This is a genomic window from Pseudomonas sp. Pseusp18 (genome assembly GCF_059506005.1).
This window is the reverse complement of record NZ_CP169240.1, coordinates 5,727,298-5,742,139: the sequence shown is the minus strand read 5'-3', so window position 1 is coordinate 5,742,139 and position 14,842 is coordinate 5,727,298. Positions and strand designations below refer to the sequence as shown.

At 59.9% G+C, this 14,842-nt stretch carries 11 protein-coding genes; 3 read left to right on the top strand and 8 right to left on the bottom strand.

Translation table 11 applies throughout. The annotated features are described in order from the left end of the window. Positions 1 to 3: 3 nt before the first annotated feature. Positions 4 to 201: a YbdD/YjiX family protein gene (locus ACEN9A_RS25835; protein ID WP_007937254.1), complete on the top strand. Its 198-nt coding sequence runs from the start codon at positions 4 to 6 to the stop codon at positions 199 to 201. A gap of 121 nt (positions 202 to 322) precedes the next feature. After that, positions 323 to 1,294 (top strand): GTPase, encoded by a 972-nt coding sequence (gene yjiA / locus ACEN9A_RS25830; RefSeq protein WP_258671205.1) that lies wholly within the window; start codon positions 323 to 325, stop codon positions 1,292 to 1,294. 93 nt (positions 1,295 to 1,387) lie between these two features. On the opposite strand, the gene ACEN9A_RS25825 is transcribed toward yjiA, so the two are convergent. From ACEN9A_RS25825 to ACEN9A_RS25805, 5 genes are all read right to left on the bottom strand, one after another. Further along, a complete protein-coding gene (locus tag ACEN9A_RS25825; protein ID WP_258671204.1) occupies positions 1,388 to 2,077 on the bottom strand; it encodes a GntR family transcriptional regulator in 690 nt (229 codons plus the stop codon). A 26-nt stretch (positions 2,078 to 2,103) separates the two neighbouring features. Next, positions 2,104 to 2,808: a FadR/GntR family transcriptional regulator gene (locus tag ACEN9A_RS25820; RefSeq protein WP_018925864.1), complete on the bottom strand. Its 705-nt coding sequence runs from the start codon at positions 2,806 to 2,808 to the stop codon at positions 2,104 to 2,106. Between the two features lie 53 nt (positions 2,809 to 2,861). Then, entirely contained in the window at positions 2,862 to 4,175 is a 1,314-nt protein-coding gene (locus ACEN9A_RS25815) for a C4-dicarboxylate transporter DctA (RefSeq protein WP_018925865.1), read from the bottom strand. A gap of 254 nt (positions 4,176 to 4,429) precedes the next feature. Continuing rightward, the gene (gene glyA / locus ACEN9A_RS25810; RefSeq protein WP_018925867.1) at positions 4,430 to 5,683 is read right to left on the bottom strand and encodes a serine hydroxymethyltransferase; all 1,254 of its coding nucleotides are present in this window, start codon (positions 5,681 to 5,683) and stop codon (positions 4,430 to 4,432) included. A 239-nt stretch (positions 5,684 to 5,922) separates the two neighbouring features. Further along, entirely contained in the window at positions 5,923 to 9,771 is a 3,849-nt protein-coding gene (locus tag ACEN9A_RS25805; protein ID WP_258671203.1) for a sensor domain-containing protein, read from the bottom strand. A gap of 278 nt (positions 9,772 to 10,049) precedes the next feature. Here ACEN9A_RS25805 and ettA point away from each other — a divergent pair, with 278 nt between their 5' ends. Beyond that, positions 10,050 to 11,714 carry an energy-dependent translational throttle protein EttA gene (gene ettA, locus ACEN9A_RS25800; RefSeq protein ID WP_018925869.1) on the top strand — a complete coding sequence of 555 codons (1,665 nt, stop codon included), beginning with the start codon at positions 10,050 to 10,052 and terminating at the stop codon, positions 11,712 to 11,714. 87 nt (positions 11,715 to 11,801) lie between these two features. On the opposite strand, the gene ACEN9A_RS25795 is transcribed toward ettA, so the two are convergent. From ACEN9A_RS25795 to ACEN9A_RS25785, 3 genes are all read right to left on the bottom strand, one after another. After that, the gene (locus ACEN9A_RS25795) at positions 11,802 to 12,296 is read right to left on the bottom strand and encodes a GreA/GreB family elongation factor (protein ID WP_258671202.1); all 495 of its coding nucleotides are present in this window, start codon (positions 12,294 to 12,296) and stop codon (positions 11,802 to 11,804) included. Between the two features lie 70 nt (positions 12,297 to 12,366). Further along, positions 12,367 to 12,723, bottom strand: a complete 357-nt coding sequence (locus ACEN9A_RS25790) for a hypothetical protein (protein ID WP_258671201.1) — start codon at positions 12,721 to 12,723, stop codon at positions 12,367 to 12,369. 176 nt (positions 12,724 to 12,899) lie between these two features. Next, positions 12,900 to 14,753 (bottom strand): Lnb N-terminal periplasmic domain-containing protein, encoded by a 1,854-nt coding sequence (locus ACEN9A_RS25785; RefSeq protein WP_258671200.1) that lies wholly within the window; start codon positions 14,751 to 14,753, stop codon positions 12,900 to 12,902. Between the last annotated feature and the right edge of the window lie 89 nt (positions 14,754 to 14,842).

The window sequence follows — 14,842 nt, the reverse complement described above, 5'->3', positions numbered from 1 at the left end:
ACCATGTTCAATGACCTGAGCCGCCTCGGTAAATACCTCGGTCAGGCCGCGCGCCTGATGGTCGGCATGCCCGACTACGACAACTACGTCGAGCATATGCAAACCAAACACCCGGACAAACCGGTGATGAGTTACGAGGCGTTCTTTCGGGAGCGCCAAGAGGCTCGTTACGGCGGCAAGGGTGGACCGAAGTGCTGTTGATGTACGCGGTTTAGGTAACACACCACTGTAGGAGCAGGGCTTGTCGGCGAAGGCGATCTTCAAGATGCTTTCGCCGGCAAACCTGGCTCCTACAGTTTTTTTGCGTCCGGGAGATCTTATTTTGTTAGCGCCAATCCCTGTCACGATCCTCAGCGGCTTCCTCGGCGCTGGTAAAACCACTTTGTTGCGCCACCTGCTCAAAGCCGAGCACGGCCTGAAAATCGCCGTGATCGAAAACGAGTTCAGTGACGCCGGCATCGACACCCAACTGTTGGGCGACGAGCCTGTGCAAGTGATGACGCTGTCCAACGGCTGCGTCTGCTGCACCATCCACACCGATTTGACCAAAGCGCTGTACCTGCTACTGGAGCGCCTGGACAGTGGCGAAATCGCCTTTGACCGCCTGGTGATCGAATGCACCGGTCTGGCCGACCCGGCCCCGGTGGCGCAAACCTTTTTTATCGATGAAGAGCTGCGCGAACGCTACATCCTCGACGGCATCATCACCCTGGTGGACGCGGCTCATGCCGACCTGCACCTGACCCAGACCATCGCCCAGGCGCAGATCGGTTTTGCCGACCGCTTGCTGGTGAGCAAGCGCGATCTGGTGGATGAGCCGACCTTCACTGCCCTCAGCGAGCGCCTGACCCGCATCAACCGCCGCGCACCGATTCGTGTGGTCGACCACGGCAAGATTGATCTGGCCGAATTGCTCGATGTGCGTGGCTTCAACCTCAATGCCGACCTCGGTGGTGGCGTGAGTTTGCGCCCGGTGAGCAAGGCGCCCTCCATCGATCGCATTTCCAGCCTGGTGCTGCGTACCGACAAACCGCTGGATATCGACAAGCTCAGCGAGTTCATGAACGAACTGCTGGAAGACCATGGCAAGCAATTGCTGCGCTACAAAGGCGTTTTGAACATTCTTGGTGAGCCGCGGCGCATGGTGTTCCAGGGCGTGCTGAAACTGTACGGTTTCGATTGGGATACCGAGTGGGCGGACGATGACACACGCGAAAGCGTGATCGTGTTCATTGCAGATGAGTTGCCGGAAGAGAAGATTCGCGAGGGGTTTGCGCGGGTTGCGGCGGATTGAAACTGTGTTCGTCGATGATGACGTCTTCGCGGGCAAGCCTCGCTTCTACAGATGATCAAAACTGTAGGAGCGAGGCTTGCCCGCGAAGGCGATCTAACCGGCAACACGATTTCGGCGAGATACCGGTTCTGAGTTCAGTAATGTCTCTTCCAAATGATCCAGATGCCGGGTCATCAACATCACTACCATTGCCACATCCCCGCACTCAACCGCATTCAAAATGCCTTCGTGCGCCTGCCACGTGCAATAACCCTCCGCCTGCGCATCAAACTGCGCAATCGCCAGCGAAGTCAGCGGCACCAGACTCCCGAGAAAATGCGCCAACGGTGCGTTCCCCGCCATTTCGGCCAGTTGCAGATGAAACTCCCCAGACAATCGAATGGCCGGACCACGCGACGTGCATTGGCGTTCGCTGTCGATCAAGGCGCGCAGGCGTTTCAGGTCCTGTGGGCGAGGTTGCTGGCAGGCCAGTCGAGCCAGCGTGATTTCGGTCAGTCGTCGGGCATGCAGCGTTTGCCTCGTCTGCTCGGCATCGGGCGCGGCGACCCGGGGGCGATGATTAGTCCGCAGGATGATGATCTGCTGATGGGACAACTGCGTCAGCACACCACGAATGTCACTGCGCCTGGCACCGAACATCTGCGCCAGGCTATCTTCGGTAAAACGACTGGCCGCATTGATGCGCTGTTCGAGAATCGCGTCGAAGATCCGCGAATAGAGATCATCCACCGGCGGGCGAAAGGGCAGGGCAATAAGCGTTTGTGGTGAGGCGAAGCTGTTCATGGCCTGTCTCCAGTTCGAAGAGGGGGTCAACTGCCGAGGTGGTCGTCCGGGATATTCAATTCGATGCCCATCCGTTGACCTTCCCGAAGGATGTGCCGACGCATTTCGGCGCTGGCCTGGGCGCTGTTTTTGCTGCGGATCGCTCGTACCATGGCTTCGCTTTCTTCAAGGCGCTCAGCCAAGTGCTCGGGAGAATTGCGCAGCACGTCGGCGCTTTGCTTGAGGGCGTTGCTGGTCTGCTGCACCACACTCTGGAAAATCGGGTTCGAGGTCAGGGTGAACAACTCTTCGTGGAACGCGATGTAGGCGTTCACACCGGCCTCGCTGTCATTGGCTTCCAGGGCTTCGCGCATGTCCATCAGGGTCAGGCGCAGTTGCCCGACTTCCTTGCTGCTGATGGACTGCGCCACCAGGCCGACGATGAACGGTTCGAGGGTGTAGCGCAGTTGCAGCACGTCTTCCAGGCTGGCCCCGGCGACTGCGCTGTCGTGGCTTTGGCTGTCGCTGAGATTGGCCTCCAGCACCACCACGCCTTTGCCCGGCATCGAGCGTACCAGCCCGAGGGTTTCCAGCACGATCACCGCTTCGCGCAGGCTTGGGCGGCTGATGCCCAGTTGTTCGGCCAGTTCACGCTGGCCTGGCAGCATGTCGCCGGAGCGCCACTGACCGCGGGCCAGCGCGGCCCGAAGTTTTTCTACCACTGAATTTACGACGGTTGACGAGGTAATCACTGTTCGCTCCAGATCGCGATAAATGTGCCTGCCCGTGGGCAGGCACACGTTGTTTAAAATTCCTGCTGATGTGCCGGGACCACCGGTTTTCTCGGCTGGAAGGTATAACCCACCTGGCCGGACAGCACTTTGTTTGCCCGTTGGATATCGATGTCCTTTTCCCAGCGGGCAATGGCCACCGTGGCGACGCAGTTACCAATCAGATTGGTCAGTGCCCGGCCGATGCCCATGAACCAGTCCACCGCCAGCACCAGCACCAGGCCCACCACCGGAATTGCCGGGATCGCCGTCAGGGTGGCGGCGAGAATCACCAGCGCCGAGCCGGGAATCCCGTGGGCACCTTTGGAGGTGATCAGTGACACCAGCAGAATCGTCAGCAGGTCAGTCATGGCCAGCGGCGTGCCGGTGGCATTGGCGATGAACACAATGGCCAGGGTCAGGTAGATCGAAAAACCATCAAGGTTGAACGAATACCCGGTCGGAATCACCAGCCCGACCGTGGAGCTGCCGATGCCCAGATGCTCAAGCTTGCGCATGATTTGTGGCAGCACGGCGTCGGAAGAAGCGGTGCCCATGACGATCAGCAGTTCTTCGCGCAGGTACTTGAGCAGCGGCCACATCCGCAGACCCGAGAGGCGCATCACCAGGCCGAGAATCAGCGCCACGAATGCCGCGCAAGTCAGGTAAAACAGGCCGACCAGGCTGCCCAAGTGTTGCAGCGAGTCCAGGCCATATTTACTGGTGGTGAAGGCGATGGCGCCGAAGACGCCGATCGGCGCCAGGCGCACAATCATGCCCATGATGCGGAAGATCACATGGCTCAGCTCGTTGATCAGCCGGGAAATACCCGACGCCGCTTCACCCACCAGGTTCAGCGCGCTGCCGAACAGCACCGAAAACAGCAGGACTTGCAGGATGTTGTTGTCGGCGAAGGCGCCGATCACCGACGTCGGAATCAGGTCCATCAGGAACTGCGTGGTGGTGTGCATGTGCTGACCGCGCTGGGCGATGTCGCCCATGTCGGCGGCGGAGAGCTGCTCAAGATGAATGTTCGCGCCGCTGCCGATGCCGGTCGTGAAGGCGAACACCAGGCCGATCACCAGGGCGATGGTGGTCAGTATTTCGAAGTAGATGACCGATTTGAGGCCGATGCGTCCGACCTTCTTCAGGTCACCGGCACCGCTGATGCCGCTGACCACCACGCAAAACACGATCAGGCCAATAAGCATCTTGATCAGTTTGATGAAGCCGTCGCCAAGGGGTTTGAGTTGGGCGGAGTATTCGGGAAGGGTCAGCCCGCAGACGATGCCGAGCACCAGTCCGAGAACCACTTGAAGGAAGATTGAACGCGAGCACCATCTGAGCATGGGAGGAATCCTGGTCGGTGTCCTGGCTGCCGTGCGCCAAGCGCATCAGATTCAGGACTTAATTATTGTGGTCTTACCGGTATGTCCAGTGCAGGCGCAGTCTACGCTGAGTTTTTTCGGGATTACAAGTGAAAATCTAAAAATTGGCATGACCGGTCTGACCAGTGGTGCTAACCCCATTGATCTTTATGGCGGACGAAAAAAAACCGGCCATCACTGGCCGGTTTTTTCATTGCTGCGGTTTAGCGGGGCAATTAAGCGCCGTACACCGGCAGTTTCTTGCAGATGGCCTTGACCTTCTCACGAACGGCATCGATCACCGCCTCGTTGTTCAGGTCAGCCAGGATGTCGCAGATCCAGCCGGCCAGCTCTTTGCACTCTGCTTCCTTGAAGCCGCGAGTGGTCACAGCCGGGGTACCGAAACGCAGGCCGGAGGTGACGAACGGGGAGCGTGGATCGTTCGGTACCGAGTTCTTGTTCACGGTGATGAACGCTTTGCCCAGTGCGGCGTCGGCGTCTTTACCGGAGATTTCCTGCTTGATCAGCGACAGCAGGAACAGGTGGTTCTGAGTACCGCCCGACACCACGTCGAAACCGCGCTCGATGAACACGCCGGCCATGGCTTGGGCGTTTTTCACCACTTGTTGCTGGTAGGCCTTGAACTCAGGCTGCAGCGCTTCCTTGAAGCAGATCGCCTTGGCAGCGATCACGTGCTCTAGCGGGCCGCCCTGGGCACCCGGGAATACTGCGGAGTTCAGCTTCTTCTCGATGTCGGCGTTGGCGCGAGCCAGGATCAGGCCGCCACGTGGACCGCGCAGGGTTTTGTGGGTGGTGGTGGTCACCACGTCAGCGAAAGGCACCGGGTTCGGGTAGACGCCAGCGGCGACCAGACCGGCCACGTGGGCCATGTCGACGAACAGGTAAGCACCAACCTTGTCCGCGATAGCGCGGAAGCGTGGGAAGTCCAGAACCTGCGAGTAGGCAGAGAAACCGGCCACGATCATTTTCGGCTTGTGCTCAACGGCCAGACGCTCGACTTCGTCGTAGTCGATCAGGCCATTGGCATCGATGCCGTACTGAACGGCGTTGTACAGCTTGCCGGAGGACGAAACGCTGGCGCCGTGGGTCAGGTGACCACCGTGAGCCAGGCTCATGCCCAGAATGGTGTCGCCCGCTTGCAGCAGGGCCAGGTAAACGGCGCTGTTGGCTTGCGAACCGGCGTGCGGCTGAACGTTGGCGTAATCGGCGCCGAACAGTTCCTTGGCTCGATCAATTGCAAGCTGCTCGACGATGTCGACGAACTCGCAACCACCGTAGTAACGCTTGCCTGGGTAACCTTCGGCGTACTTGTTGGTCAGTACCGAGCCTTGAGCTTCCATCACCGCAGGGCTGGTGTAGTTTTCCGAAGCGATCAGCTCAATGTGTTCTTCCTGACGCTGAGCTTCTTGCTCCATGGCGGCAAAAAGGTCGGCGTCGAACTTGGCAATAGTCAAATCACGGCTGAACATGGCGGTCCTCAAGGATCGGGGCAGAAAAGGGAGGCATTCTAACCCAATGGGTTTTAGATGGCATATGAAAGGACATCATGTCGCAGACAAGTGGTGTTCATGCGCAGGATTTTCAATGTCTGTGGCGAGGGAGCTTGCTCCCGCTGGGCTGCGAAGCGGCCCCAAATCTTGCGAGCGCTACGCACTCGAGCGGGACGGTGCGGCGATCCGACAAGCTCCCTCGCCACAGAAGTTCCTCTTCAGTCGAACATGAACAACGCATCATTGCTGAACTGCGCTTCGAACCGGCCGGCCGGCATCGGGCGGCCGAACAGGTAGCCCTGAACCTCATCGCAACCATGCTCGCGCAGGAAGTCGAGCTGTTCGTGGGTTTCCACGCCCTCGGCGATTACCGCCAGATTGAGGCTGTGGGCCATGGCGATGATCGCCCGGGCAATCTGCGCATCCTGCTCGCCCGACGGCAGGCCATCAACGAAGGTGCGGTCGATTTTCAGCACATCGATCGGGAATTGCTTGAGGTAGTTGAGCGATGAATAACCGGTGCCGAAGTCGTCGACCGCAATGCTCAGGCCGAGGTTTTTCAGACCGGCGAGGATCTGCATCGCCTCGCTGACTTCGCGCATCAGGATACTTTCGGTCAGCTCCAGCTCCAGGCACGCCGGCGGCAGGCCGGTTTCCCTGAGGATGGTGGCGATCCGTGTGCCGAGCTGCCCGTCGGAGAACTGCCGGGCCGAAATATTCACCGAGACCTTCGGCACCCGCACCTTGGCCTGGTGCCAGGTCTTGAGTTGACGACAGGCCTCACCGATCACCCAGTCGCCGACATCCACCACCAGCCCGAGCTCTTCGAGCACCGGAATGAAATCTCCCGGCGGCACCAGGCCGCGGCGCGGATGGCGCCAGCGCAGCAGGGCTTCGGCGCCGGTCAGGCGTTTGCCGTCGCCGCTGAATTGCGGCTGGTAGTACAGCACGAATTCGTTTTGTTCCAGGGCGTGGCGCAAGTCGCTTTCCAGCTCGAGACGCTCCAGGGCGCTGGCGTTCATGTCGGCCTGATAGAACTGGAAGTTGTTCTTGCCGCGCTCCTTGGCGTGGTACATCGCGGTGTCGGCGTTCTTCATCAGCTGACTGAGTTCGCTACCGTCCTGAGGACTCAGGGCGATGCCGATACTGGCGGTGACGAAGAACTCGCGGCCTTCGAGCACGAACGGTTTCACCAGGCTGGCGAGGATCTGTTCGGCCACGTGAATCGCCCGGTTCAGCGCGATCTCGCGGTTGACCCGGGGTTGCAGCAGCAATGTGAACTCATCACCGCCCATGCGCGCCACGGTGTCGTCATCGTCGACGCAGCCGAGCAGGCGCGTGGCCATTTCCTTGAGCATGCGGTCGCCGGCGGCATGGCCCAGGGAGTCGTTGATCGGCTTGAAGCGGTCCAGGTCGAGGAACATCAGCACCACCCAGGACTTCTGCCGTTCGGCCGACTGCAGCGCGGTGTGCAGGCGATCCTGGAACAGCGTGCGGTTGGGCAGGTGGGTCAGGGCGTCGTAATAGGCGAGGCGGTGAATCCGTTGCTCACTGGCCTTGCGTTCGCTGATGTCGCTGAAGAAACACACATAACTGGCCAGATCGCCTTCGTCGTCGAGCACCGCCGTAATCCCGACCCAGGCCGGGTAGTGCTCGCCGTTGCGACGCTTGAGCCAGACTTCGCCTTCCCAGGTGCTGTGCTGATGCAACTGCTTGAGCACGTAGCGCAGATGAGTTTCCTGCTGCTCGTCGACGGTGAGCATGTTCGGCAACTGATCGAGCACCTGGGACACCGCATAGCCGCTGACTCGACTGAAGGCCTCGTTGGCCTGGACGATGTAGCCGGCCGGGTCAGTGATCAGAATCGCCGAGGTCGAGTGCTCGAATACCGTGGCCGCCATGCGCAGGTCTTTCTCGGCCCGGCGTTGCTGGCTGATGTCGCGACCGACCCCGAGCACACCTTCGAAGGCGCCGTGTTCGTCCCAGACCAACACCAGACGCAACTCGATAGGGATCTTGCGTCCGTCGGCCCGCAGGCAGTCGAACAAAAACAGTTGGGTCTGCACCTGACTGCGCAGCAGTGTCAGTTGATCGGGTTTATCCAGCGCTTTGCTGACCCGGTCCATCAGGCTGTAGATGCCGCTCAGTTGTTGCGGGTTGGCGATGGTCGATTGCCAGCCGTTCTGGAATATCCAGTCGGCGTCGAAGCCCAGCACCGCTTGTACCGAGGGGCTGACGTAATTGAGCGCCATCTTGCTGTCAGTGGAGAAAATCACGTCGCTGATACTTTCGGCGAGCATCCGGTAGCGCTGCTCGCTGTCGCGCAGGGATTCACTGGCTTCGATCTGCTCGGTGATGTCCTTGGCCACGCCGATGATGCGCGTGACCTGATCGTGCTTGTCCCGCGCCAGGGCCTGTTCGCGAATATCGAAACGCCGCCATTTGCCATCGCGATGACGGAAGCGCAGCTGGCACTGCAGCAATTGGGTATAACCCGCCTGACGCTGAGACTGGCGAGAGCGGTGGTAGTAGTCGGCATCTTCCGGGTGCAAGAGGATTTCCCAGAAGTACTCGCCCATCTGGTGCAGCTCGGTGCGGTTGTAACCCAGCGTCTGCCCCAGGTGATGGTTGCTGAAGATCATCCGCTGGCTGATCACGTCTTGCACATACAGATGATCCGGCACGGTACGCACCACATCGGACCAGAATCCTTCGCGCTCCAGCAGCGAAAGCTCAATGAGTTTGCGGCTGGTGATGTCGCTGATGCTCAGGATCACCGCCCTATAGTCGGGCTGATCTTCCGGCAGGCGCAGCACGAGCCACAAGTGCTGGTCGCGGCCATTGGCGTCCTGAAGCTTGATTTCCAGCTCAAGCTGTTTCTGCTGGTGGAGCACCGCTTCGAGCACTTGATTGCCGATGGCCGTGCAGTCCAGTGGGCAGCCGTTGATCAGTAGTTTCCAGGCCTGATCGCAGGAATTGACGTTGAGCAGTTGCAGGGCGACCTGGTTGACTTCGGTGATGCGCAGTTCCTGCAACAGTTGCTGGCGTTGCTCCGGTATCTCGAGCCAGGTTCTCAGCTGCTCGCTGCTGGTGAGTTGCTCCTTGTCGAAAAAACTTTTGAGCCCGGACAGGTCCAGCACGCACAGGGCAACGCCGGTGCCTTCGAAGATGTCCTGATAGCGTCGGCGGCCTTCATGCAGTTGGCGTTGGCGGCGACGAATGTTCAGCAAAGCGATGAACGGTAACAGTGAGAAGGCCAGGCCCAGAAGGCATTTGCCGATGAATGCCGGCAGCAGTTGTTCGATCACCCGTTGCCGGTCGAACAGTCCGCGCAGTTGCCAGTCGCTGCTGCTCAGGGGGACGGTCAACACGCTGTTGGTCAGTTCGTCGGGTGTCAGCACCGCGGGTTTGGCTGAAGCCAGGGCGTCATCGCGACTGATGATCTGATGATTGATGCGGTTTTCCACCAGCCACTGGGGGCGAATGCCGGCGTCGCCCTGTTTGGTCAATGAAGAGAAAAATGTCGGTGTCAGGCGCAGGGCCCAGTAGCCGCGAGTGCTGCCGCTGGCCTGATGCAGGAGCAGGTGCACCACCGAGCCGTCATCGGCATTGCTGAAATAGTGGGCCTGGGCGCGGCTGCGCTGGACCAGTTCGCTCAGGTAGTTGGCGTCCTGGCTGTCGACGGCGCTGTCACTCAGGACTTTCCCGGAAGGGCTGAGCAGCGCCAGGCTGCGCAGGTCGGGCAGCGACTGTTGCAGTTTGCGCAGCAATGCCTGCTGTTCGTCGGCGCTTTGCGGTTGTTCGACGATCGGTAGCAGATTAAGGGCGATCTGGGCGTTGAGCGCCATGTTGAGGCTGACTTGCGAAGCCAGGTCGGCGGTGTAGTCGATGGTGTACTGGCGCTGGTTTTTCTGGGTTTCGCGCAGTTGATCCAGCAACTGCCAGAACAGCAATGCGAGCAGCAACAGCACAAGCGTCGCCAGCGCGCCCTTCAAGCTTCCGCGCAGGGGCGAGCCGAGCCCAGGGTTGAGCACGCTCGCGGACGGTGGCGGAGTGACATTGGACAAACTGTAATCCTGCGGTTTGGCTGGACTGGCGCGGCGTGCACTATAAGCCGGACGCCCGAAGGGCGGCTAGCATGCCTTGAGTTGTGGCGAAGTGCCAGCCCCGCTCGGCTGGACTGCCTTCTGTCAATGAGGTAGCTTTGCCGGTTACGCGGGAGCGTTCCAGCTCCTAGGTTTTTTCAGCGCGCCGCCTTGATACCCATCAAACGAACGACGCGCATGGCCTGGCCGGGCATCGCCTGCGCTCCAATCATTCATCAGTCACTGACCCTAGGTTCTCCATGGCTCAATACGTCTTCACCATGCATCGGCTGGGCAAAGTTGTTCCGCCGAAGCGGGAAATCCTGAAAAACATTTCGCTGTCGTTCTTCCCCGGCGCCAAAATCGGCGTCCTCGGCCTCAACGGTTCGGGTAAGTCCACGCTGCTGAAAATCATGGCAGGCGTCGACACCGAGTTCGACGGCGAAGCCCGTCCGATGCCGGACCTGAACATCGGCTACCTGCCGCAAGAACCGATCCTGGACCCGACCAAGACCGTGCGTGAAGTGGTCGAGGAAGCGGTCAGCGTGATCAAGGACGCCCAGGCGCGTCTGGACGAGGTCTACGCGGCCTACGCCGATCCGGATGCCGACTTCGACAAGCTGGCTGCAGAGCAAGCCAAACTTGAAGCCATCCTGCAGGCCAGCGATGGCCACAACCTGGATCGCCAACTGGAAGTCGCTGCCGATGCGCTGCGTCTGCCGGCCTGGGATGCCAGGGTTGAACATCTTTCCGGTGGTGAAAAGCGTCGTGTGGCCCTGTGCCGCCTGCTGCTGTCCGCCCCGGACATGCTGCTGCTCGACGAACCAACCAACCACCTGGACGCCGACTCCGTCGCCTGGCTGGAGCACTTCCTGCACGATTTCCCGGGCACCGTGGTTGCGATCACGCACGACCGTTACTTCCTGGACAACGTTGCCGGCTGGATCCTCGAACTCGACCGCGGCGCCGGTATCCCGTACGAGGGCAACTATTCGGGTTGGCTCGAAGCCAAGTCCGATCGTCTGGCGGCCGAATCCAAGCAGCAATCGGCTCACGAAAAGGCCATGAAGGAAGAACTGGAGTGGGTGCGCAAAGGCGCCAAGGCCCGCCAGTCCAAGTCCAAGGCTCGTCTGCAACGCTTTGAAGAAATGCAATCGCAGGAATTCCAGAAGCGCAGCGAAACCAACGAGATCTACATCCCGGCCGGTCCACGCCTGGGCGACAAGGTCATCGAATTCAAGAACGTCACCAAGGGCTACGGCGATCGCGTGTTGATCGACAACCTGTCGTTCTCCATGCCTAAAGGCGCCATCGTTGGCGTGATCGGTGGTAACGGTGCCGGTAAATCGACCCTGTTCCGCATGCTGATGGGCAAGGAAACTCCGGATTCGGGCAGCATCGAAGTCGGCGAAACCGTGCAACTGGCGTGCGTCGATCAGAGCCGTGAAGACCTGGATGGCAGCAAGACTGTGTTCCAGCAGATCTCCGATGGTTCCGACCAGATTCGCATCGGCAACTACGAGATCCCGTCGCGTACCTACGTCGGTCGTTTCAACTTCAAGGGTGGCGATCAGCAGAAGTTCGTCAAGGACCTGTCCGGCGGTGAGCGTGGTCGCTTGCACCTGGCCCTGACCCTGAAAGAGGGCGGCAACGTCCTGCTGCTCGACGAACCGTCCAACGACCTCGACGTTGAAACCCTGCGTTCCCTGGAAGAAGCCTTGCTGGACTTCCCGGGCGCCGCCATTGTGATCTCTCACGATCGGTGGTTCCTTGACCGCGTCGCGACGCACATCCTGGCGTACGAAGACGACTCGCAAGCGGTGTTCTTCGAAGGCAACTACACCGAGTACGAAGCCGATCGCAAGAAACGCCTCGGCGAAGCGGCCTCCCAGCCGCACCGCGTACGGCACAAGAAACTGGCCTGATTTCAGGTTGGTCGCATAAAAAAAACGGAGCCTTTCGGGGGCTCCGTTTTTTTATGGGCGTTCAGCAAGATCGTGGCGGCCTGAAGATCACCCGATCTCTATGGCCAGCACCTCAATCACCAAATCCCCCGCCGGCCGCTTCCACAGCACTTCATCGCCCTTGTGCGCGCCCAGCAACGCCCGTCCCAGCGGCGAACTCCAATTGATCAGCCCATGGGCGGCATCCGCCTGGTCTTCTCCGACCAATTGCACGCGCTGTTCATGATCGTGCTCGTCGGCAAAGGTCACCCAATTGCCAATCTGCACTTTGTCGGTCGAGGAGGCTTGTGCGACCACCTGTGCGCTTTGCAGGCGCTGCTTGAAGTAGCGCCAGTCGCGATCGAGGTCAGCCTGGCGCTGCTTGTCGGCCAGGTCACCTTTGGCGCTTTCCTCGTCGAGCAGGCTTTGCAGCGCGGCGACTTTCGCCTGAAGCTGCATGAGCCCGGCGGGCGTGACGTAATTGGGCTGCGCGCTGACCTGTCGTTCGACTGGCAGGTCGGCTTGTGCGGCGGCGTTATCTTCATTGACGAAGGCGCGACTCATGCTTTTCTCCCGTTATAGGGTTTGGGCCATGGTCGCAGGCTTTAAGTTTCGACAAATGTCTGTAAACGACTTATTGCGAGCGATAGGCTCGCGCGGCGTCCCGGTCTTTCTGCTGTTGCCAGGCCCGTTCGCGCTCGTCCCAATGGCGTTCCCTGTACTCGTTTCGATCCTCGTTTTCGCGCATGGCCTGGCACTGACGGAAGCCATCGGTCCAGCCTTCGGCGTATTGCTTGTCCTTGAGGTAGCGCGGGACGTTTTTGCGAAATTCACCGGTAATCGCCCCGGCGGCTTGTCGACCGCTGCTGCAACCGTCATCGAAGCCATCGGCGAACGCCGGCGGATACCCTTTGGCGATCAGATCCTCGTGGGTGGACTGACACCCTGTAATCAATAGCAAAAACCCCAACACACCCACGCAACGCCACATCTCGGACTCCAGGGCCGTTCAACGGCCTATAGGGGAAGTCTAGAAGCGGATTTGTCGGATGGGAGTGAAAGAAAGGTCAAAAGATCGCAGCCTTCGGCAGCTCCTACAAAAAGTGCGGTTACATGCGGTCCTGTAGGAGCTGCCGAAGGCTGCGATCTTTTGCGGTTAAGCAACGATCAATAGTGATACCACTTCACTTCAAGCATCACTTCGTTTTCAGGAGATGCCAGATGGCTGAATTCGCGTTGGGCACTCAGGCGCAGCCCGAGGTTGCGCGACAACTCCCACTGCTGATTCAGGCTCATGCTCCGGCGCACTTCGCCGTTGGTGAAGTAATCGCCCTTGGCTTCCAGGCTGAAATTCCCCAGCGGGTTTTTCCACAGCAAACCGCTGTTGAAGCCCGCTGCCGGGGCAATGAAGCCCGCGAAGTCGTTGTTGTGCTCCACGCGCACGGTGCCCAAGGCGAACCCGAGCATGTCGTCGCTCAGTTGCCAGGTCCCGCCGCCACCACCATTGACATGACTGACCAGGGTTTCGTCATCATGCTTGCCCGGTACACGTTCCAGGCCGCCGGTGACTTGCCACGACAGCGGCTGCAACAGCGCGTTGCGCGGGGTCAGGGAGCGGATGGTCGCCAGGTCCAGTTGCTGCAACTGCCAGTGATTGCCTTCGTATTGGCGCAGCTTCATCTGCAGGATTTCGATCTGCGCGCCAAGGGGGAAACTTTCAGCGTTGTCGTTGAGGTCGTGGTAGGCCATGCGCAGGCCATATTCGCCGAAGGCTTTGTCGCCCCGGGTGCCGATGCCGGCCTGCCAGGTGCGGGACTCGTGGCCATCCTCGGGCAAGCCAGGTCGCGCAATATCCAGTTCAGGAGGCGGGTTTTGATTGATCGCGCGCAGTAATTCAAAACTGCGCTGAGCTCGTTGCGGGTCACGTTCCTGGCCGTTGGCGCGATAACGCTCCAGACGATAGGCCGCATCGATGATCAACGCCTGTCGCGCGCGCGGTTGCGCCTTGAACGCCGGTTCCTGCAATTGCTTCTGATCGGCGCTGACTTTCAGCACCCACTGCTGCTCTTCATCGGTCAACGGCTGCGCGCGGCTCAGCAGTTCACGCTCGCGGGACGGGCGATATTCGATCGACTCCACGAGTCCGGCCTGTTTCACCGCTTTGACGGTGTCGGTGGGAATGGCGGTCAACGGGAACTGATCGGTCAGCTTCAGGCCCGGCCGCGCCACCTGCAGCAGCTCAAGCAGGCGATAGGAGCAGTTTTCATCGAAGAAGAAGTAGTCGAACTGGATCTGCTTGAGCTCCCAGACATGCTCGACCATGCGCTCGGTTTCCTGCTGGGTCAGGTTCAAGCGGTATTCCCATAGGTCGCGGTTTTCGAGGCTACGGTATTCCGAGAGTTTTTCCTGATAGGGCACCAGTGCAAACAGCCCCGGATAACCACCCATCAGGCCTTTCCACGCGTACAAAATGCTGTTGTCCGACCCTTCGATGTAGGCGCCGAAGTTGATCGCGTAACTCAGCAGCGAGGTCTTGTCGCGCTGCACATCGGCCTGATCGATGCGCAGCAAGGTATGGCCGAACATCGACGACGGGCTGTTCAGGTAGGCGGCCGGGAAAATCATCACCGCACTGTGGGGCGAAACGTCCTTGAACCATTGCTTGAATTCAGCACAGTCCAGCGACGGCAGATCCGTCAGGTCAAGTTGCGCCTTGAGCCAGCGAGTACGGGCCGGATAGACGCATTGCGCATGCTGCTCGCCGGCACTGGTCGGGGCATACAGCGCCTGTACGGTCGCCGCCAGTTCGCGGTCGGGGTGTTCGTTGCCGTCGGAGGCGAGAAAGAATTTTTTGTCGCTGACATAGCTGCGCCAGCCACCGAGCTTGGCGGTTTCGTAATGACCCAGCGAAATCCAGAAGGGGTCGTTGGCCAGTTGCTGCAAACGTTGATTGTCGATGTGGGGCGCGGCGGACAGCGGGGCGCAGACACAGAGCGCCAGCCAGGCAAGGCGTTTGAGCATAGTGAGCAACTTAAGTCGAAAGAAACGAAGACCCAAGGAGGCAGCGAAAAAGAGCCAGGGTCAAAAAATAAAACCCGCTCCCCAAAGAG